The sequence below is a fragment of the Sandaracinaceae bacterium genome (genome assembly GCA_016706685.1).
GTDB lineage: Bacteria > Myxococcota_A > Polyangia > Polyangiales > Houyiibacteriaceae > JADJJE01.
The window spans coordinates 1-19,519 of sequence record JADJJE010000032.1 but is presented as its reverse complement, the minus strand read 5'-3'; the positions used below and the strand labels follow the sequence as shown (position 1 = coordinate 19,519).

21 protein-coding genes are annotated in these 19,519 nt (G+C 70.3%); 10 read left to right on the top strand and 11 right to left on the bottom strand.

Going from position 1 to position 19,519, the window contains the following annotated elements; genetic code table 11:
* Positions 1-10: 10 nt before the first annotated feature.
* The 3 genes from IPI43_27545 (at position 11) to IPI43_27535 (ending at position 2,099) form a co-directional block, all read left to right on the top strand.
* On the top strand, positions 11-649 hold the full coding sequence (locus IPI43_27545; GenBank protein MBK7777829.1) for a Crp/Fnr family transcriptional regulator: 639 nt from the start codon (positions 11-13) through the stop codon (positions 647-649).
* A gap of 7 nt (positions 650-656) precedes the next feature.
* A complete protein-coding gene (locus IPI43_27540) occupies positions 657-1,427 on the top strand; it encodes a 3',5'-cyclic-nucleotide phosphodiesterase (protein ID MBK7777828.1) in 771 nt (256 codons plus the stop codon).
* 423 nt (positions 1,428-1,850) lie between these two features.
* A complete protein-coding gene (locus tag IPI43_27535; GenBank protein MBK7777827.1) occupies positions 1,851-2,099 on the top strand; it encodes a hypothetical protein in 249 nt (82 codons plus the stop codon).
* A gap of 43 nt (positions 2,100-2,142) precedes the next feature.
* Here IPI43_27535 and IPI43_27530 read toward each other — a convergent pair whose 3' ends face one another.
* The gene (locus IPI43_27530) at positions 2,143-3,189 is read right to left on the bottom strand and encodes a hypothetical protein (GenBank protein ID MBK7777826.1); all 1,047 of its coding nucleotides are present in this window, start codon (positions 3,187-3,189) and stop codon (positions 2,143-2,145) included.
* A 386-nt stretch (positions 3,190-3,575) separates the two neighbouring features.
* Between IPI43_27530 and IPI43_27525 the strand changes: the two genes are divergently transcribed.
* The gene (locus IPI43_27525; protein ID MBK7777825.1) at positions 3,576-4,736 is read left to right on the top strand and encodes an ATP-binding protein; all 1,161 of its coding nucleotides are present in this window, start codon (positions 3,576-3,578) and stop codon (positions 4,734-4,736) included.
* Between the two features lie 70 nt (positions 4,737-4,806).
* Positions 4,807-5,574, top strand: coding sequence for a metallophosphoesterase (locus tag IPI43_27520; protein MBK7777824.1), 768 nt, complete (start codon positions 4,807-4,809; stop codon positions 5,572-5,574).
* Positions 5,575-5,584: 10 nt separating this feature from the next.
* Here IPI43_27520 and IPI43_27515 read toward each other — a convergent pair whose 3' ends face one another.
* A complete protein-coding gene (locus IPI43_27515; protein ID MBK7777823.1) occupies positions 5,585-6,910 on the bottom strand; it encodes a PQQ-binding-like beta-propeller repeat protein in 1,326 nt (441 codons plus the stop codon).
* 204 nt (positions 6,911-7,114) lie between these two features.
* Between IPI43_27515 and IPI43_27510 the strand changes: the two genes are divergently transcribed.
* Positions 7,115-7,462: a hypothetical protein gene (locus IPI43_27510; protein MBK7777822.1), complete on the top strand. Its 348-nt coding sequence runs from the start codon at positions 7,115-7,117 to the stop codon at positions 7,460-7,462.
* A 9-nt stretch (positions 7,463-7,471) separates the two neighbouring features.
* Positions 7,472-8,716: a sigma-70 family RNA polymerase sigma factor gene (locus IPI43_27505; protein ID MBK7777821.1), complete on the top strand. Its 1,245-nt coding sequence runs from the start codon at positions 7,472-7,474 to the stop codon at positions 8,714-8,716.
* A gap of 179 nt (positions 8,717-8,895) precedes the next feature.
* On the opposite strand, the gene IPI43_27500 is transcribed toward IPI43_27505, so the two are convergent.
* Positions 8,896-11,169, bottom strand: coding sequence for a putative metal-binding motif-containing protein (locus IPI43_27500; GenBank protein MBK7777820.1), 2,274 nt, complete (start codon positions 11,167-11,169; stop codon positions 8,896-8,898).
* Positions 11,170-11,372: 203 nt separating this feature from the next.
* On the opposite strand from IPI43_27500, the gene IPI43_27495 reads away from it, so the two are divergent.
* Positions 11,373-11,741 (top strand): hypothetical protein, encoded by a 369-nt coding sequence (locus IPI43_27495; GenBank protein ID MBK7777819.1) that lies wholly within the window; start codon positions 11,373-11,375, stop codon positions 11,739-11,741.
* 24 nt (positions 11,742-11,765) lie between these two features.
* Here IPI43_27495 and IPI43_27490 read toward each other — a convergent pair whose 3' ends face one another.
* Positions 11,766-12,659: a hypothetical protein gene (locus IPI43_27490; protein MBK7777818.1), complete on the bottom strand. Its 894-nt coding sequence runs from the start codon at positions 12,657-12,659 to the stop codon at positions 11,766-11,768.
* Positions 12,660-12,734: 75 nt separating this feature from the next.
* Between IPI43_27490 and IPI43_27485 the strand changes: the two genes are divergently transcribed.
* Positions 12,735-13,298: a Uma2 family endonuclease gene (locus IPI43_27485; protein MBK7777817.1), complete on the top strand. Its 564-nt coding sequence runs from the start codon at positions 12,735-12,737 to the stop codon at positions 13,296-13,298.
* A gap of 9 nt (positions 13,299-13,307) precedes the next feature.
* Here the strand turns inward: IPI43_27485 and IPI43_27480 are convergent, their stop codons facing one another.
* The 4 genes from IPI43_27480 to IPI43_27465 all read right to left on the bottom strand — a co-directional run bounded on the left by IPI43_27480 (position 13,308) and on the right by IPI43_27465 (position 15,992).
* Positions 13,308-13,862 carry a hypothetical protein gene (locus tag IPI43_27480; GenBank protein MBK7777816.1) on the bottom strand — a complete coding sequence of 185 codons (555 nt, stop codon included), beginning with the start codon at positions 13,860-13,862 and terminating at the stop codon, positions 13,308-13,310.
* 405 nt (positions 13,863-14,267) lie between these two features.
* Positions 14,268-14,912, bottom strand: coding sequence for a hypothetical protein (locus IPI43_27475; GenBank protein MBK7777815.1), 645 nt, complete (start codon positions 14,910-14,912; stop codon positions 14,268-14,270).
* Between the two features lie 43 nt (positions 14,913-14,955).
* The gene (locus IPI43_27470; GenBank protein ID MBK7777814.1) at positions 14,956-15,135 is read right to left on the bottom strand and encodes a hypothetical protein; all 180 of its coding nucleotides are present in this window, start codon (positions 15,133-15,135) and stop codon (positions 14,956-14,958) included.
* Positions 15,084-15,992, bottom strand: a complete 909-nt coding sequence (locus IPI43_27465; GenBank protein ID MBK7777813.1) for a hypothetical protein — start codon at positions 15,990-15,992, stop codon at positions 15,084-15,086. Before IPI43_27465 ends, IPI43_27470 begins: the two co-directional genes overlap by 52 nt.
* Before the next feature lie 1,165 nt (positions 15,993-17,157).
* Here IPI43_27465 and IPI43_27460 point away from each other — a divergent pair.
* Positions 17,158-17,445 carry a hypothetical protein gene (locus tag IPI43_27460; protein ID MBK7777812.1) on the top strand — a complete coding sequence of 96 codons (288 nt, stop codon included), beginning with the start codon at positions 17,158-17,160 and terminating at the stop codon, positions 17,443-17,445.
* A gap of 166 nt (positions 17,446-17,611) precedes the next feature.
* On the opposite strand, the gene IPI43_27455 is transcribed toward IPI43_27460, so the two are convergent.
* The 3 genes from IPI43_27455 to IPI43_27445 form a co-directional block, all read right to left on the bottom strand.
* A complete protein-coding gene (locus IPI43_27455; GenBank protein ID MBK7777811.1) occupies positions 17,612-17,803 on the bottom strand; it encodes an FG-GAP repeat protein in 192 nt (63 codons plus the stop codon).
* 113 nt (positions 17,804-17,916) lie between these two features.
* Positions 17,917-18,282 (bottom strand): hypothetical protein, encoded by a 366-nt coding sequence (locus IPI43_27450; GenBank protein MBK7777810.1) that lies wholly within the window; start codon positions 18,280-18,282, stop codon positions 17,917-17,919.
* A 359-nt stretch (positions 18,283-18,641) separates the two neighbouring features.
* Positions 18,642-18,965, bottom strand: a complete 324-nt coding sequence (locus IPI43_27445) for a hypothetical protein (protein MBK7777809.1) — start codon at positions 18,963-18,965, stop codon at positions 18,642-18,644.
* Positions 18,966-19,519: the final 554 nt, after the last annotated feature.

The window sequence follows — 19,519 nt, the reverse complement described above, 5'->3', positions numbered from 1 at the left end:
CGTAGCGAACATGTCCGAGGACAAGCTCTTCGATCGAGTCGGCCGCGTCTTCCCGAGCGGCGAGATCCTGTTCCGCGACGGTGACGCCGCCGAGACGATGTACGTGCTTCGCTCGGGGCGCGTGCGCGTGTTCAAGGAGGTCAACGGTCGCGAGAAGACGCTGGCGTTCATCGAGGCCGGCGACTTCTTCGGCGAGATGGCCCTGCTGAACAACAAGCCGCGCACCGCCAGCGCCGAGTGCGTGGAAGAGACGGCCGTCCTCGTCATCGACGCGAAGATGTTCGAGGCCATGCTGCGCGGTAACGCCGAGATCGCGGTGCGCATGATTCAGCGCCTGGCGAAGCGCCTCGACGAGGCCAACGGCCTGGTGGGCGTGCTGATGCAGAAGGACCCGAAGGCGCGCGTCATCCTGGGGCTCGAGCGCGCCGCCGAGAGCGGCCTGGTGCTGGAGGACGGCACCGTGCGCGTGCTGACCGACGAGGACACGCTGGCCCAGCAGGTGGGCGTGGCCCCCGAAGACGTGCGCGGCGTGCTGCAACGCATGGCGCGGCTTGGTATCGTCGAGGTCGAGGACACCGGCTTCCGGATCCCCAACGTGATGCGGCTCCACGAGTTCCTGGAGTTCCTGCAGAGCCGAAGCAAAGCATGAGGACCTCGTGAAAATAAGGGTGCTCGGCTGCCACGGGGGCGAGACGCCTCGGCATCGGACGTCCAGCTTCCTGGTGGACGACACCCTCGCCATCGACGCGGGGGCGCTCACCAGCGCGCTCGAGCTACCGGACCAGCACAAGGTGCAGGCCGTGCTCATCAGCCATGCGCACATGGACCACGTGCGCGACCTGGCCACCATCGCCGACAACCGCTGTCAGCAGGGGGGGCCGCCGCTCGAGATCGTGGGCCTGCGCAGCACGCTCGATGTGCTGCGAAAGCACTTCTTCAACGACCTCTTGTGGCCGGACTTCTCGAAGATCCCCGCCGGCAAGACGGGCATGACCATCGTCTACCGCGAGGTGGAGCCCGAGCAGACCGTGCAGGTGGCGGGCAAGGACGTGCTGCCGGTGCACGTGAGCCACACCATCGACACGGCGGCGTTCATCGTGTCGGACAGCAAGCGCTCCATCGCCTACAGCGGCGACACCGGGCCCACCGAGCGCCTCTGGGAGGTGCTGGCTGCGCGCAAGCGCCTGGACGCGCTGCTGATGGAGGTGTCGTTCCCCAACGACAACGCCGCGCTCGCGAGCGTGAGCGGGCACCACACCCCCAAGAGTCTCGACGAGGAGATGCGCAAGCTCGACCGCGCCGAGGACATCCCCACGCTGCTCTACCACATCAAGCCGTACTTCCAGCGCGAGGTGGAGCACCAGCTCTCGCAGGTGAAGAAGTGGAACCTGGCGGTGTGCGCGCTCGAGCAAGAGTACGAGTTCTGAGGCCGGCGCGACGGGCGAGGAATTCACGCGAAGCGATCTCGCGCAGCGGACGCAGGTCACGCCAAGCCGGATGGAGGCTCACGATGCGGCCGTTGTCCCACGTCCACTCGAGGAACGTGCAGGCCACGTCCTCGTAGTAGAGGAACACGCCCGTCCCGGACGAACCGTCCCCGCCGAGCCCGAGGTCGAAGCGCGCCACGGGAAACAGGCGCGCGGCGAGCTCGCCGGTCCATTCCGCGAAGACCTCGGTAGGGTCGGGGAAGAGTTCGATGGGCCCCGCGTCTCCGATGGTGGCGAGTTGCACGGTGAAACGCGGCATGCCCGAGCATCGCACTCGGACACCGCCATCAGGTAGCCTGATTCGTGCCTCTCCCGGGGGCGCTCCGAACGCCGCCGACGCGCGGCAGAAAGCCGAAGCGACTCATGTCCACTGCTCCGCGACCCTGCCCGCACTGCGGGAACCAGAACCTGGTGTTCGTCCCCAACATGCTGATCGACATCGCCAAGGGCGCGTCGGTGCTCGGCATGCGCGCGGTCCAGGACCTGAAGATCTATTGGAACGTCACGCTGGTGATCTGCAACCAGTGCGGCTGTACGCAGACGTTCTCCCAGAACACGGCGGAGGTCGCCACGGCGTTCGGGGGCAACGTGCAGACCGTGCCGCTGCGCTGACCGCTGACGCCCACCCGGGGATCGCCTGTCATGCGGCAGCCGATCACTCGTTGGGCCTCCAAGTGGTTGGTGAGCCGACCTCCGTGCCGCCCGCCTTCAGGTACATCGGGTACCAGACGGGATTGATGGCCGCTCTCTTGTGATCGAGCCACGACCGAATCGAAGCCTCGACTGCAAACCAGGCCTCGTCGTTCGTGAGGTTCAGGCCTGCATCCACCAGCGCCGCGAGCGACGTGGACTCCGCGAGCTCGGGGTGTCGCGCGAGACCGAGAGCGGCCTCCGACGTGGCGGGGGCGTACCAGAAGCCCTCGAAGTTCTCGACGTCCTGTTGCAGCGCGCTGATGCAGGTGCCGACGTAGTCACGGGGCAGCGGTGACGCGCGGCGCAGGCTGCGCAGGGCCTGTGCGCGGAGCACGACGTGCGGCGCGTCGTACACGGCCTGCTTCAGCTCCTCGATGGCGCCTAGATCGCCGCCGCGGGCCGCCGCCCCGAGCGCCACGAGACGAAGGAGTGGCTCGTCCGAGGCGAGGAACCGCTGGACCCATGCGGGGTCGAGTCGCTCGTCGTCGAGCTGGATCAGGCCGAAGAGCCCACCGTACTGGAACTCGGGCAGTGGGGATTCCAGAGCCCACACGAACATCGGCCGGTGAATTTCCGCCGGGTACATGGGGTGCAGGAACCTTGCGAGTTCCGCTTCGGGCAGGGTCTGGAAATCGGGAGGTGGCGCAGGGCTCACGCGTCCAATGACGCCTGCGGACGGGCTGGCCTCGACGAACACGCCTAGTGCGATGCTTCGGTGATGGACCACGTCACGTGCGGCCGCATCCAAGCGATGCAAGCAGTGGCGGTCCCAGAGCAGCAGCTCTCGGGTGACCGACGCATTGAGCGAGGCCAGGAAGCGGAGGGCAGCGTCTCGTTGACTCGCGGACGTTGCCAGGGCGACCACCTCAGCGATGCTGTGGACGTTGCCGAAGGGCTCGGCGGTCAGGGGATGGCTGGGGTCCGGCCACGGGACTGCGAGGTCCTCAGCGAACTCCTCCAACACCCGGCCGAGCCCTTGATCCGTCACCGGAATCGAAGTGCGGACCATCGCGCGCACGATGCTCCTGCGAACCCACAGCTCACGTCGTCGGTCGAGCAGCATCGCTTCCAACGCAGCTTGCCTCGAGGGGCACGCCAGCGACTCGAGCAAACTGGCCGCACTGATGTGGCGGGACGCATCCGCAGGGTGCTGGAGGACGTCGATGAGAGCGTCGGTCCAGAAAGTCCGAGAGCGGCTCTCGGCAGAGGAAGATGCTGTCATGGAGCGCCGCGTTGGGACCGGCAGGCGAGGCCGACACAGGTCTGCGCCTGTGACTGGGAAGCCACGAGCCTGGCACGACACGCGCACGGCCCACAAGCATGGCATGCATCATCTGGGACTTTGCGGTCCCATCGTTCCTTGCAATTCTGGAGTGACACTCCCAAAATGCAAGGATGATTGGCCGCCGCGCGAGCGCTATCCTGGCGGAACTACTAGGTTCCACGCCCGCCGTCGCCCTGCTCGGCCCGCGGCAGGTGGGGAAGACCACGCTCGCGCTGGCCATCGCGGAGCAGCGACCCTCGGCCTATCTGGATCTCGAGTCCGCGGCCGACCGCGCCAAGCTGGCGGACCCCGTGCTGTACCTCTCGCGCCACGAGGACCAGCTCGTGATCCTGGACGAGGTGCATCGGCTCCCGGGGCTGTTCCAGGAGCTGCGCGGGCTGATCGACCAGGGCCGCCGCCGAGGGAATCGCACCGGACGCTTTCTGCTGTTGGGCTCGGCGTCCATGGACCTCCTGCAGCAGTCGGGCGAGAGCCTCGCGGGGCGCATCAGCTACCTCGAGCTGGGCCCGCTCGATGGGCTCGAGGTCGGTGCCCCGGAGCTCGAACGGCTCTGGGTGCGAGGTGGCTTTCCCGAGAGCTTCTTGGCCACCAGCGACGCCCGGAGCGCTCGGTGGCGCCGTGACTTCATCCGCACGTACCTCGAACGCGACGTGCCCATGCTGGGACCGCGCATCGCCGCGGAGACCCTGCGCCGCTTCTGGACGATGCTGGCGCACCACCAAGGGGCCCTGCTGAACGCGTCGGCGTTCGCTCGGTCGCTGGGCGTGGATGGCAAGACCGTGGCGTCGTACTTGGACCTCTTGGTGGACCTGCTCTTGGTGCGCCGCCTCGAGCCGTGGCACGCGAACGTGGGCAAGCGCCTGGTGAAGTCGCCCAAGGTCTACGTGCGGGACAGCGGGCTGGCGCATGCGCTGCTCGGGCTCTCCACGGCGGAAGAGGTGCTCGGGCACCCCGTGGCCGGCGCCAGCTGGGAGGGCTTCGTGATCGAGACGCTGATCGCCGCGGCCCCCGACGGGACTCGCCCGCACTTCTACCGCACGGCGGCGGGGGCCGAGATCGACCTGCTCCTGGAGCTGCCCGGCGGCGCGACGTGGGCCTTCGAGGTGAAGCGCAGCCTCGCGCCCAGCCTGACCAAGGGGTTCCACTTGGCGTGCGCGGACCTAGCGCCCGAACGGAGGATCGTGGTCTATCCGGGCGAGGAGCGCTTCCCGCTCGGCCAGGACATCGAGGTGATGCCGGTGTGTGAAGCGGCCCGAGCCCTGCTCGCGTGAAGGGGGCTGGGCCACGAGATTCGTGCTCTTCGGGGGTGCCAATTTCGTGTCCCGTCCACAGGATAGCGCGATGCGTACCCTCGTGATCGGCGACGTCCACGGCTGCCTGGACGAGCTGCGTGCCCTGCTGGTGCGCTGTTCGTTCGATGGGGCGTCCGACCGTCTGGTCCTGCTGGGTGACCTGCTGGACCGCGGGCCCGATCCCGTGGGCTGTGTGCAGTTCGCGCGCGAGCTGGGGGCGGAGTCGGTGGTGGGCAACCACGAGGAGACGCACCTGCGCTTTCGTTCGCACCGGCTGAAGCGGGAGGCGGACCCGGGCTATCGCCACCCCATGCGTTCGTTCGAGCCCCAGCGCATGCAGCAGCACGAGGCGCTGTCCGACGAGGACTGGCGCTGGCTCGAGGCGCTGCCGCACGTGCTGCCGCTCACGGAGGGCTTCGTGGCCGTGCACGCGGGGCTCTTGCCCGGCAGGCCGCTCGCCGACCAGCCGCGGCGCGCGATGGTGCGCCTGCGCTACCTGGACGACGACGGCGACATGCTCTCGCTCGAGCAGCAGGAGCGCCGCGCCTCGCCGAGCCGCTTCTGGATCGACGCCTACGATGGGCCGGTGTCGGTGGCGCACGGCCACGCGGTGCTCAGCCTGACAGATCCCGTCTGCACGCAGCGGCCACACGGGGTGGAGGTCTTCAGCTTGGACACGGGCTGCGTGTTCGGCGGACGCCTGACGGCGCTCGTGCTCGACGACGCGCGGCCCGGCGAGCGCACGTTCGTGCAGGTGGACGCGCTGCGCCGGTATGCCCCGATGCGGGTGGGTCCCGAGGCGTCGGGCTGGGCCTGAGGCTCGGCCGCTACTCGCCGATGGTGGTGCGCAGCGCGCCGTCCGCCACGCCGAGCACCCGCAGCTGGGTGTCGCAGCGCACCACGAACGCGTCCTCGGTGGCGACGAACCCGCTGTGCCGGTCGCAGCCCACGAGCTCCTGCGTGAAGACGCGCCGGCCGTCGGTGACGTCGAACGCGGCGATCCACTCCTTGTGGTCCGACTCCGTGGCGTAGAGCACCGCCAGCGTGGTGCCCGCCAGCGCGGCCGACCGCGAGCTGCCCTGCTCGGCGTCGAGTGGGTTGGCGACCGGCACGTCGAGCGACCAGACCACGCGGCCGCGCTCGAGGTAGGCGAGCTTGGGCACGTAGCGCCCGGGCACGCGCACGCCGAACACCAGCCAGCCCGCGCCGTGCTTCCAGATGCGGTGGGCCACCATGCCGTCGAGGTTGCTCGGGATCTTGCTGCGACATGCGTCCGGCACGGTGTAGTTGGCGCTGCCCATGACGCGCCCCGAGCCGCAGCGGTAGGCCTCCACGCCGAGCGGGGCGCCGTAGTCGTGGCGGTCGCGCGGGTCCTCGCCGCTCATCGAGCGCGCCAGCACGGGGGTGCACGCCGCGCGGGTCTCGGACTGCCGACCCGTGGTGAGGTCCAGCAGGAGCTGGCGCTGGTCGGCGGTGGCCACGTGCAGCTCGCCTTCGCGGGTGGTGCACACCGCGAGCACGGTGTCGGCCAGCGCGCTGGTCCACTGCTCGGCGCCGCTCACGAGGTCGTAGGCGTGCAGCTGCCCGAGCCGCGTGGTGACCACCAGCCGCTTCACGCTGGTGCCGGCGACCGCCAGCAGCTCGGCGGCCGGCAGCTCCGGCGTGCGCACGCGCTCGGCGCCGGTGCGCGCGTCGAACACGGCCACGAGCGAGGCCTGCTCTTGCGACACCGGCGCGACCAGCTCGCTCGCGCCGTCGCCGTCGAGGTCCACCGCGAAGAAAGGCGCTTCACTGCGCATGCGCAGCGGCGGCGCGGGGGGCGGCGTCGGTGGCTCCACCTCGGCGGGCTCGGGCGCCTCGGCCACGACGGGCGGCGCGACGGCCGGGGCCACGCTCACCACCGGGGCGGGTGCAGACTCCACCCTGAGCATCATGGTGACCGCGGCGACACCGCCGGCGGCCACGAGCACGCCCACTCCGATGAGGGGCAGCAGCCAGCCCGCGCTCCCCGTGGTGGCCGCAGCGTGGGCGGGCGGCGCCGTCTTCAAGATCGAGACGGTCTGGCAGTAGCCACAGGTGGCGCGGTCCGCTCCGGGCTCGACCGGGACGTGGGCGCCGCACTTGGGGCAGGTGGTGGTGACGAGGCGAGCCATGGCGGGCCGAGCATAGCGCGCACGGAGCGGGGCTTCGACCGTGCTCGGTGGTCCAGTGTGTATGCTGCGTCGACCGACGCGTGCTCTGGCGCCGCTCGGCGAAAAAATCACGGGGTGTGTCCAACTCGCGGCGCGTCGTTCGACGAAGAAGGAGAGCCGCCAAATTGGCGCTCCACACACACACTAGAACCGAAGGACCGAGCCATGACCACGCAGAAGTACCTCCTCATCTACCGCACCCCCTTCACCGCTGGCCCCGGGGAGCCGCCCTCGCCCGACCAGATGCAGGCCATGCTCGCGGCGTGGTCCGGCTGGAAGGAGAAGTTCAAGGAGCAGGTGGTGGACGTGGGCGACGGCCTCAAGCCGGGTGGCAAGCAGCTCGCCGGGGGCGTCGTCATCGATGGGGCTTTCATCGAATCGAAGGAGGTCGTGGGCGGCTTCTCCATCATCGCCGCCGCTAGCTACGAGCAGGCCATCGAGGTCGCGCGGGCGTGTCCCATGGTGCACATGCCAGGCTACAACATCGAGATCCGCGAGCTGGCGGGCTTCTAGGCACCCCGCGTGAGCGCTGGGCCCGAGGGGCTGGTCGCCCACTACTTCCGTCACGAGTCGGGCCGGCTCGTGGCGGCGCTCGCGCGCAAGTTTCGCCTGCTGCACCTCGAAGACGCCGAAGACGCGGTCCAAGAGGCGCTGATGGTGGCGCTCACGGCGTGGTCGCTGAAGGGTATCCCCGATGAGCCCTCGGCGTGGCTGTACCGCGTGGCTTCCAACACGCTCGCCGATCGGGTGCGCCGCAACGGCGCCCTCGCGCGTGCGCTGGTCCGTGGGGCGGCCGAGCCCGGCCCCGACGTGGAGCCCACGGAGACCGCGCTGCCCACGGAGCTGCCCGACGACCAGCTCCGCGTGCTCTTCGTATGCTGCGACCCCTCGCTGCCGGTGGAGTCGCAGCTGGTGCTGGCGCTGAAGGTGCTCTGCGGGTTCCGCGTGGACGAGATCGCGCTGCGGCTCTTCACGAGCGAGGCCAACGTCTACAAGCGGCTGTCACGTGCCCGCGACGCGCTCGCCGCCCGCGGGATCGACCTCGACACCCCGCCCGACGTCGCCGCGCGCCTCGGGACAGTGCAGGCCGTCTTGTACCTGCTCTTCAACGAGGGCTACAGCGCGTCCCGCGGCGACGCGCTGCTGCGCGGGGAGCTGTGCGAGGAGGCCCTACGTCTCGGGTACCTGCTGCTGGCGCACGAGGCCTGCGACGTGCCGTCTTCGCGGGCCCTGGTGGCGCTGTTCCACCTCCACACGGCGCGCTTCGCCACGCGCGTGGACGCCACCGGTGAGATCCTCACCATGGCCGAGCAGGACCGTGGGTGCTGGGACCAGAGGCACGTGCATCAAGGGCTGCGCCTCCTCACCACCTGCACCGACGCGGCCACCACGAGCCGCTACCACGTCGAGGCCGCCATCGCCGCAGAGCACGTGCTCGCGCCGTCGTTCGCGGCGACACGCTTCGACGAGATCGCCGAGCTGTACGGACTGCTCGACCGCGTCGCGCCTTCGCCGCTCAACGCGCTCAACCGCGCCGTGGCGCTGGCCGAGGCGCACGGCCCACAGGCTGGTCTCGATGCGCTGCGCGACGTGCGGCTCCCCCCGGGACTCGCCGGCTACTACCTGTGGGACGCGGTGGTGGGGGACCTCTTCCGGCGCGCTGGACACATCCAGCAGGCGCGCAGCTACCTCGAGCGCGCGGCCGAGAACGCGCCGAGCCACGCCGAGCGGGCGCTCCTGCAGCGCCGCCTCGAGACTTGCGGTTGAGCCTCGCGCTCACCGCTGGCAGACGAGCAACCCAACGCGAAGCTCCCTGGATGGCATCACACCGTCGCGCTCGCCCGCTCCTTACCGCCGGCTTGATGGACGGAATGCGTGAGGCCGGCCCCCGTCAGGTTACCGGGCCGGCCTTGCTACACATGTTCGACGGTGACTTGCGCGGGAGTTTATGGACAGCCGTAGGTGTCGTGTGAGTACCCGGTGCTGCCTCGCGGCACGAGCGGACGGCCACCCTGTGCGCCCACGCTCATCCATACGGTAGCGTTGATGGCGCGGAAAACGCTGTCGTGGGTGGTCAGTCGACTCACGCGGAACAGCTGCTCACCACTGGACACCCGCGCGCTGACCCAGAACGTGTTGCCATCCGCTGCGATGTCCAGGGTGCGGTGGCTCACGAAGCCACCCGCTGGGGCGTTGACGGTGAGCGCCCCGAGGGTTTGCGCGCACGTGGTTCGAGCGCCGCCCCCCTCCAAACATGTGAGGGTGGGGGTGAGGTGGTGGAACCGTGGGAGATTGTCGCTTCCCGTGTACACCAAGCCGAAGTTCCCGCTGGCGTCTCGTACCAAGCTCGGGTTGCTGCCCGCGCCCACTGCGGCGTTGCTCGTGACGGTGGTTCCGCTCAGGAGTGCGACATGGACTTGCGGGGTGGTCCCCTGCACCCACGTGATCACGAAGTTGGTGCCGCCCGCAGGGGCAACGTCCATGCCGAGTTCTGGCCGATGCTGGGTCCCGGGCAGCGTCGTTCCGCTCGTGGCCGTGTTGTTTCCGAGGGCCACCATGACGGCGGTTCGCACCACGGCGCCGGACGCGTAGATCACCATCCCAGCTGCCGTGCTGTTGTTGGCGACCCGCGAGACGCCATTGGCGCTCGTGTCCGCGACCAGACGTGAATGGGTGACGGTCGGGTTGCCGCTGCCATCCAGCCCCAGCAGCCGGTGCTGAACACCAGTGCCGTTGATGGTGCTCGCGACTCCCCACTGTGTGTCCGAGAGGCGGTCGATGTCGACGGAGACGACGTTCGATGCTTCGAGCGTGACAAAGGCATCGGGCGTCCCGCGAACCTCACCTGCGGTGTCCACGCGGTAAGCCTCGGTGGTGGCCGCCACGCGTCGAACAGCTACATACCCTGCCGCGATGTTCGCGAGCTTGGCGTCATTGCCCAGCACCAACGTCGGGCCCGGCGTGGTCCGCGCGATCACCCCTTCATCGACCACCGTGTCGCAGTCCTCGTCGATGCTGTTGCAGGTCTCGGCGGGAGGCGTGCAAACAGCAGGACCCGGGAGAAGGCATGCTGCCGTGCAGGAGCCGGTCCCTGTGGTGCCGCAGGTGGTGGTGCAGGGCTGAGCGCTGCCCTGGATGCACGCGAAGCCCTCGTCGAGGACGCCGCTGCAGTTGTTGTCCAACGCGTCACAAGACTCGGCGTTACCCGTCCAGCAGGTGTTGCACGCGTCGTTGCAGTCGTCGCTGTTGTTCACGTATCCCGAGGGTGCCGTGCACGCCATCATCGACATGGCGGGGTTGCCGCGCGAGTCCATGTCCGCGTCACGATAGAACGTGGTCAGAACGCCCTCATCCACGCCACCGACGCAGTTGTTGTCGAGACCGTCACAGACCTCGGGGTTGCCCGTCCAGCAGAGGTTGCACATGTCGTTGCAGTCGTTCGTGTTGGTCACGTAGCCCAGCGGCGCGGAGCACGCGGTCATCGACATGTTGGGGTTGCCGCGGGAGTCCGAGTCGGCGTCCTGGTAGTAGGTCGTCGCGACGCCTTCGTCCACCGAGGCGTCGCAGTCGTTGTTGTTGCCGTCGCACACCTCGGTCCCGCCGGGGAAGCAACCCGTACACGCATCGTTGCAGTCGCTGTCGTTGGTCACATAGCCAACCGGCTGCGAACATGCGGCCATCATCACGTTGGAGTCGCCGAAGGTGTCGTTGTCGGCGTCCAGCCAGAAGCTGGTGCGGACACCGTTGTCGATGGTGCCATCGCAGTCGTCATCCAGGTTGTTGCAGGTCTCCGTGGTCTCCGTGACGCCACCCGTGCACACCAACTCGGTGCCTACGCACGCCATGGCGCCCATGGAGCACTCGCCCTCGTCGGTTCCACAGGCTGCCCCCGCCCCCGCCACGTTGTCGTCGGTGCCATCGCAGTCGTCGTCCATGCCGTTGCAGGTCTCCGTGCGCGGCCCCACGGCCCCATCGCACTCACCGAACGTCATGTCGCTTCCGCACGTCTGCGTACCCGGAGTGCAGGCACCCACATCCGTGCCGCAAGGCCGTGTCGACCCAACGGTGGTGCAATGGTCCCCCACGCCGAAGTCCTGCATGGTGGCGTCCGGGGTGGAGCCATCGGGGCCGGCGTCGGCTGGGCTGGGATCGTCGCCGCATCCCCCCACGAACGCGCCCAGAGCCAAGAGCGTCGCAGCGCTACCAAGTCGAAACGTCATCTTATTCCTCCTCCTCGGGTTTGGTCTGCGACATGGGAAACGTCGCGGTGCCTACAGCTAACATGATTGTTCGACATGGGGTACTCGAGTTTCCACCCGCCATAGCGACTCGGTGCAGCGCGCCCAATCAGACAGAAGGATGGCCGGCCCGAGAGGTGTGGTTCGCCGAGGCGCGGATGAACGGAGCCGCGAAGCATCACCCCGTGGCGCGAAGGGCTCTGCCGCTGGCAGACGGACAGCCGACCGCTAAGCTTGCCGCATGGGACTCCACCGTCGCGCGCCCGCTCCTCACCGCCAGCCTGGGCGTCGCCAGCATCACCATCACCGCGTGTGGCGGTGGCGCCACCACGGGCAACCTCATGGCTCCGCCCCCTTGCCCCGGCACGCAGGTGCACACCGGCAGCGGCTACGACGACTGCGCCGACGAGTGCCCTCCCGGCTATGCCGTGCTGCGCCCCACCGAGACACCCGGCTACGACTACTGCGAGCCCGTGGACCCCGGCCCCACCGACGGTGGCCAAGATGGGGCTGTGGACGATGGCGGTGTGGACGGCGGCGCCGACCCGGGCTGAGCTTCGGCAGGCGTCAGCAGCGCCTCAGCCCGCGCACAACACCTGCAGGCAGGCCCGCCACCAGGCCAGGAAGAACGCCTTCCGAAACGGCTCGCCCAAGAATTGGTCTTGCGCGTTGGTGGCCCGCGCCGCCGTGGCTTGCTGGACGCACGTGAGCGCGGCGGTGAGGCTCCCGTCCTCGAGCGCGCAGTCCACCAGGTTGCAGGGCGCGAAGAGGCCGTAATAGACGTTGGGCGGGACGGACCAATTGTCCTCGAGCATGGGCCAGTGGAGGCTGCGGTACTCGCCCGACCACGCTGTGAGGGGCTTGGGGTCACCGTCCTCGAGCCAGGTGTGCACCGCGGCGATGGTGGACTCGGCGAGCTTCCTAGGCACCGACGACATGGCCATGACGCCATCGAAGTAGGTGAGGTCGGCACCCTTGGCCCAGGCGGTCCAGACGGGCACCGCGAGCTCGCACGCCTCGATCAGCAGGCGGACGCGCGTGGGCACGGGCACGCTCCCGAGCAGCGCCTGCGAGGTCTCGATGCGTGGTGGGTGGGGCAGCTCGAAGCGACGCTGCGTGCGGGCGTCTACGTACGCCCACGGGTGCGCGCGGTGCAGGAAGGCGTCCTGGTGGTGTTCGGTGAGCAGCAGCACCGTGAGCAAGAACAGCGCATCCGGCAAGGCCAGCGCTTGGTCGACCACCGTCACCGTGACGTCGCCCCACGGTGGGGCCTCGCTCGATGCGCTGGGGACAGTCGACGCTTCCGCCGCTGCGGCCGAGAAGCGCAGCACGACGCGCTGGTCGGCTCGCGTGGCGACCTCGCCCGAGAAACCGGCCGTCATGTCCGTGGCGGCCTCCGCACCGAGGAGCGTGAGGACGTAGTCCGCCGGATCCAGCGCGAGGACGACCAGGGTGTTGGGTGGGACCTCCATCACGCAGAGCCTACACGGCGGCGCACCGGGAGCGGGGGCCGACCCGCCTTGCTGCGTGTGTGGTACGTTCCAACCATGGCTGCTCCCGCCAGAAAACGCGCCACCTACGAGGATGTGCTCCGGGCGCCAGAGAACATGGTCGCTCAGCTCGTGGACGGGCAGCTGGACCTCCAGCCGCGGCCGCGGGCCGTGCACGCCCGCTGTGCCTCCGTCCTCGGCGGCCTCCTGGATCCTCCTTTGGGCTGGGGCGACGGCGGGGGCCCCGGAGGCTGGGTCATCCTCGACGAGCCCGAGATCCACTTCGGCGAGCACGTGTTGGTCCCTGACCTGGCCGGCTGGCGCCGGGAGCGCATGCCCGAGCTGCCCGACGTCGTCTTCTTCGAGCTCGCGCCCGACTGGGTGTGTGAGGTGCTCTCGCCCTCCACCGCCGGCTTCGACCGCGTGAAGAAGCTCCCCATCTACGCGGAACACGGTGTCTCACATGCCTGGCTGGTGGACCCGGCCGAGCAGACCCTCGAGGTGCTGGAGCTGACTGCGGGCCGCTGGACCCTGGTGGGCGCCTACCAGGGTGATGCGCAGGTGCGCGCGGCGCCCTCTGCCATGGTGGAGCTGCCGCTCGCTCGCCTGTGGGCCCGCTAGAGCGCTCGTTCAGGGAGCGAGCAGCGCGCTCACGATGCCTGCCGCGACCAGGGCCACTGGCAGCAGCACCATCGCGAAGCAGCCCAGCTTGCGGAGCTGAGCGCGCCGCTTGAAGGCCGGGTAGGTCTTCTCGCACAGCGCCAGGTCGGGCCACACGTTGCGCAGGTCCGTGATCTTGCCGAGCGCGAAGAGCTTGCCGCCGGGGTTGCGCGTGGACGCGTCGAGCGCGCGCGCGGCGTCCTCCAGCTGGCCCAGCTTCTCGTAGGCCGCAGCCCGGTAGAGGCAGGCCATGGCGTCGCGGTCCGTGCGGATGGGCACCTGCTCCGCCTCGCGCCCCAGGCGCTCGAGCACGCGCGCGTAGTCGCCTCGCATCAGCGCGATGCGTGCCTCGGTGAGCCGCACGGAGGTATGCACCACGAGCACCTCCGACTCGCGCGGGACGGGCGCGAGCCAGGCCTCGGCGTCGGCCAGGTTGCCCGCGTCGCAGGCCCGGTTGGCGAGGGCCGTGCGCTGCACCGTGCGCAGCACCGGGTCGGTCAGCGTCTCGAGCGCGGTCTCGTCCACGGCGCGCGCGTGCCGGAACTCCTTCTTGGTCGTAGTACATCGTGCGCAAGATGCCGGCGGTCCAGAACAGCTCGATCTCGGCGTCGAAGCCACCGCCACCCAGCACCTTGGCCTCGGCCGCGCGGAAGAGGCTGTCCACCTCGCCGAGGCGCGCCACGTTCGTGGCCTGCTTCGCCAGGCCCAGCAGGTGCGTGGGCGGGAAGTTGTAGGGGTGCATGTCGCTCATCTGCTCGCGGAGCAGCGCGAAGCGCTCGGCTTCGGTGGCCACCGGCTTCGGCGCGAGCGCCCCGCTTCCCGCGAAGGTCTCGGGGCGCTCGTCACGGGGCTTCAGCTCGTGCGTGGCGCGGCAGTAGGTGCAGGTGTGGTGTCCACCGCTGGGCGCTGTCTCGAACGGCGCCCCGCAGTTCAGGCACACCAGGAGGCGGAGCGAGTGGCTGGTGGCGCTGACGGTGGACATGCGGCGGACGGTATCAGACCCCATCGGGAGGTGGCGCTCGATCCGAGCGGGCGCTCGGCGGCGTCGGCGCGTGTGCCGCCGGGTGTGAGGACCACCACCTGCTGCGGGCCGCTCCACGCGACGCTCTCGCGCTCGCGGGCCGCGTCGTCGCTGCGGTAGAGCGACAGCCGGTAGCGACCGGGTGGCACGTACACCCGCCCGCTCGGCTCGATCGCGAACGCGGGCGTGTCCACGAGGCGCTCGCGGCTCGCGATGCACACGCGCCCGCTGGGCACGTGCAGCAGCGCCGTCTCGGGGGGCAGCCAGCGCCCGTGGTGCAGCTCGCTCAGCTGCTGCGCGTCGAGCGGCGCGCCCACCTGCACGGTGACGGTGACGTGCTGGCAGGCAGGCAGGCCGTACCCCACCACCAGCCCCTGCTTGCCGAGGGCCTTGTACTTGGTAGCCGCGAGGGGATCGTGGGGGTCCAGCACGCCCGACTCCAGCAGCACGCTCAGGTGGCGCTCGTCGTAGAGCCACACCTCGGGGCCCACGCTCGGGAGGTAGGTGGCCTGTGGGCTCGGACGAGACGGCCTACGCACGATGTTCGAGGTCAAGACGAGGTCCTTTCGCTGCGCGAGTGGCGTGAGATGGAAGGGGTTACTCGAGGAAGCTGAGCATCCCGCCGGCCTCGCCGAGATCGCTCTTGGCGCTCTCGACGCGCGCGCGGACGCTCGGGTTGATGGGCTGGCCCTGGATGCAGGTGTGGAAGCGGATGAGCAGCATGGTCAGGCTGATGGGCTCGAGCACCGCGGTGCGCAGGAACCACGAGCCCAGCATGCCGGGCGGACACCCACCAAGAGGCCCAGGAAGGCGGCGGCGAAGGCGCCCATCACGGCGGCCCCTTCGTCGGGGATGCCCGAGGACACGGCCGCATCACCGGCCAGCGCGTTGACGATGGCGCCCACCACCGCGAAGCCCAGCGTCATGAGCACGAAGGCGAGCGTGCCGCCCAGGAACTTCTCCGTGAAGTACGCCCGGATGGCGGTGCCCAGCAGCGGCTTCGGGTTCTGCGCCACGTAGGTGATGGCGTCCTTCGAGGCCTGGTCCAGGTTGCCGTCGCCGCGGGCGATGGCGAACGAGAGCGCGAGGTCCGCGATGCGCGGGGCCACCCGGTCGGTCAGCCAGCCGAGCGCCTTGCGCAGCGGCTCGAGGTCGCTGGGCTTGTCGAACGTACGGAAGAACTTGCCCACCAGGCGCTGCACCTCGTTGTGCGCGTCGGCCACGGGGCCGAGGTTGCCGAACTGCTGCTCGAGGAAGCGCTTGGCGCTGTCGGCGGCGTTGCTGGCGGGCGCGGCCTGACCGGCCACCAGCTGCTTGGTGGCGAGGTACGTGAACGCGGCGCGCATGGCCCACAGGCGGCGGTCGATGTACGGCATGAGCCCGAACGCAGGCCCAGGCAGAGCACCAGGAAGACGATCGCGCCGGCCGCCTTGTGCACGTACATGGGAGAGCACGGCGGTGAGCAGGATGCCCACGGTGAGCGAGCCCGCGAGCAGGCCATCTGGGCGAGCACCGGCGATGGCGCGCTCGAAGGGGTAGCTGCCGGTCTTGCGGACGACGCTGACGGCGGCGAAGAACGACGCGCTCTGCTCGGAGACGCGGTAGCTGGGGACGGGATTGGCGGCGGTGTACATGGGTCCTCGGTGGGTGGTCGTTGGGGGGCTCTCCATGGGTTCGGGGGCAGCCCCGGCAATCCGTCACGCCAATTTTCGCCCAACGCCGAGAGGCGCCCGACCACGCGAAGTGGAGGGGCGCCTCTCGGCGGGTCGGGCGCGCTCGGCGGCGCACGGTGGCTCAGCGACGGCGGCGCACGCGGCGGCTCACGGCCAGCAGCGTCAGCAAAGCCGAGGGGCAGGGCGGGGTGCGGGCCGGAGGTACTCCCGCCCACCACGCACCCGCAGCCACCGCCCGCGCTGGGCGGCGGGGTCACGCCCTGGTCTCCCGCGCCAGCGTCGGGGTTGGTGGTGCCTGCGTCGTCGTCGTTGCCTGCGTCGTCGTTGCCGGCGTCATCCGTGCCTGCGTCGTTGGTCACGCCGCTGTCATCGGTCACGCCGCTGTCATCGGTCACACCGGCGTCGCTGGTCACACCCGCGTCGTCGTTGCCCATGCCTGCGTCGCTGCCCACGCCGGCGTCCATGTCGTCGCACACGGGGTCGGCCGTGTACTCGCACGCGTTGCCGAAGCAGGCGTCCACCGTGCACGGGTCGCTGTCGTCGCAGTCGCCCGCGTCGTCGCAGCAGTCCGCCATGGGCGCGCCGAACACGCACACGTTGTTCAGCATGTCGCAGCTGTCAGCGGTGCAGGCGCTGCCGTCGTTGCAGTCGCTGTCGCTCACGCAGCAGTCCGCTGCGGGCGGCCCGGCCTCGCAGCTGCCGCGCGCCGTGTTGCAGGTGTCGGGCGTGCAGGTGTTGCCATCGTCGCAGTCGCTGTCGTCCATGCAGCAGCCGTTCGCGTCCGAGGGGCACTGCGTCAGGGTCGCCGCTGCACACTCCTCCGTGTCGCACGAGTTGGTGGAGCCGCGGCACGCCGTCAGGGCGGCACGTACTCAGGCGAGCAGCTGCCGCCCATGCACAGGTCCTGCGCGTCACACAGGCCGCTGGGCGCGCCGCCACACGCCAGGCCGTTCATGGCGTTGGGGTTGTCCGTGGGGCAGCTGGTGGTGCTGCCGCTGCAGCTCGGCCGCGTCGCACTCGCCGGTGGAGGGGCGACAGGGCGTGCCCTGGGCCACGCGTCATGCAGGCATTGCCCATGCAGAGGTCCTGCAGGTCGCACAGACCGCTGGGGGAGCCGCCACAGGCCATGCCGTTGAGGGCGCTGGGGTTGTCGGCCGGGCAGCTGGTGGTCACACCGTTGCAAGTCTCGGTGGCGTCGCACGCCCCGGTGGAGGGGCGGCAGGGCGTGCCAGCGCCCACCACGAGTGCCACGCAGGTGCCGGACAGGCACGTGTCCTGCGCGTCGCACACGCCGCTCGCAGCGCCGCCGCAGGGCGTGCCGTTGGTAGCCAGCTGGTCGGCGGGGCACATCGTGTTGCCGGCCACGCACACCTCTGGCGTGTCGCAGTCGGGTTGCCCGCCGCACGGCACGTGACCGTGGGCGCGGCCGCCACGCTGAGGCCGGTGCAGGTGCCGTTGAGGGTGCCACCGCTGCCATGCTGCACGCCTGGCAGTCGCCGGCCGCGCCGCCACCGCACGGTCCGCAGCACACGCCGTCCACGCAGAAGCCGCTGCTGCACTCGCTGGCGCGCCGCAGGGCGTCACCGTTGCCCCTTGATGAGCGTGTGCACGTAGGCGCTGCCCGCGTCGGTCGCGTCCACGTCGGAGAGCACCGCGCCGGTGATCAGGAGCTGCGCCGAGATGGCCACCGAGCGTCCGAACGCGTCCTCGTCAGAGTCGTCGAGCGCGGGTGCAGCGATGATGGTCTGCGCGCTCCACGTGGTGGACGTCAAGGATGTGCGGGACCACCACGCCCACGTCGGTGCGCCCGGCGTGCTCACGCCCGGGGACACCCACGGCCAGCACGTCGCCCGAGAGCGAGAGCGGGCGCCGAACTCGTCGCCGATCACGCCACTCGCGAGCGTGATGGTGTGCTCGGAAGCGGCCAAGTGGTGCCGCTCTGCGAGAAGGTGCGCACGCTGCCCGGGCCGGCGGAGACGCCGCTGAGCGGGACGGCGGCGGCGGCCACGGCCACGCGCGTGCCGCTGATGGCCACGGCGCGCCCGAAGGCTCCGCCGGCGCTGGACGGGCCCGAGAGCACGGCCTGCTGCGACCACGTGGTCCCGCTGCGCGTGAAGACGTAGGCGATGCCGATGTCCACCGCGCCGCCACCTCCGTCGCGGTTGGGGGCGCCCACCACGACGATGTTGCCGTCGATGGCCACGGCGCTGCCGAGGCTGTCGAGGTCCTGCGGGTTTCCAGCCACCAACATGCCCTGCTGCGTGAAGGTGGTGCCCGAGTCCGAAGACGTAGGCCGCGCCCGCGTCGGAGCCGCCGCCGTTCCACGCCGGGGGCGCCCACCACCAGCGATCCGTTGCTGAGGCCGAGCGATGCGCCGAACGCGTCGCGGCGACCGCCCGCCCATGGGCGTGGAGCGCCCGTGGGAGCCGACCAGGTGCTGCCGGTGCGGCGCGAGATCCACACCGTGTTGGCGCGTGCCGTGCGGGTGCTGAAGGCGAGCGTGTTGCCCTCGAGGCCACGCTGCCGCCCCGGCTGCACTGCCGGACGGTGAGCTTGGCCTGCTGCGCCCAGCTCGTGCCGCTGCGCACGAACACGGGACCGCGCCGCCGTTCAGTCGGGCCGCCGAGGGCCTCGTCGTCGTTGGGGCGCCGACCGCGGCCGCGCTGTTGCCGTCGATGCCCTACGCGCTCGCCGAAGCGGGTTGCTGGCCACGCCGTCGGGCCGCAGGGCGGTCTCGGCGTTGTTGGTGGTGAAGTTCTCGCCGTACACGATGCCGGCGTCGAACGCGTCTGCGTCGTGGAACGGCGCGCCGAAGAGCGCGACCTCGGGCGCAGCGCCGTTTCGGTAGGGCAGCGCGCACGCCGAGCCCGCCGCGTCGCCGCCCACGGCACCCAGGAAGCGCTCGCCGGACGTGAACGCGAACGCTGCGTCCATGGTGTAGCGGCGATAGGGGCACCGCGGTTGAACATGACGCCGCGCGCGCCGACGACCACGTGGTCTGCGGTTACGTCGCCTGGAACGCCACCACGTGTCGAAGCTGCCGTCGTTGGCCTGACCGTAGGCCGCGGTGAGCGCGAGCCGGCGAGAGTGAAGAATCCGCCGGCGCGCGCCAGGCGGTGCGCGGCGCCGTTCGTGCGGCCGGGCTCGCCGGTCAGGAACTGGGTCGCTGAGACCGCGAGTGACGTTCGAACGCCCGTTGGCTACCGGCGAGGCGTGCGACCTTCGCCCTCTTCGGGGACCACTCTGACCGGCAGGCCTGCCGCTCGCAACGAAGCCAGGACGGAGCCGGCGTTGGCCGTGGCCCCGGCGTCTCGTCCGCTGGGCGCACCCACCAGCAGCGCGCCCCTGCCAGCGCTGAACGTGGGCGCAAGCAGGGGCCCCGAAGCGGATCTCGTCGGCCGCGTCGCCCGCGGTGAGCGTCGCCGGTTCGAAACGCGTTGATTGCGGTGAACCGGGGACGCTACGCGATCGTTGCTGATGCCGGGCGC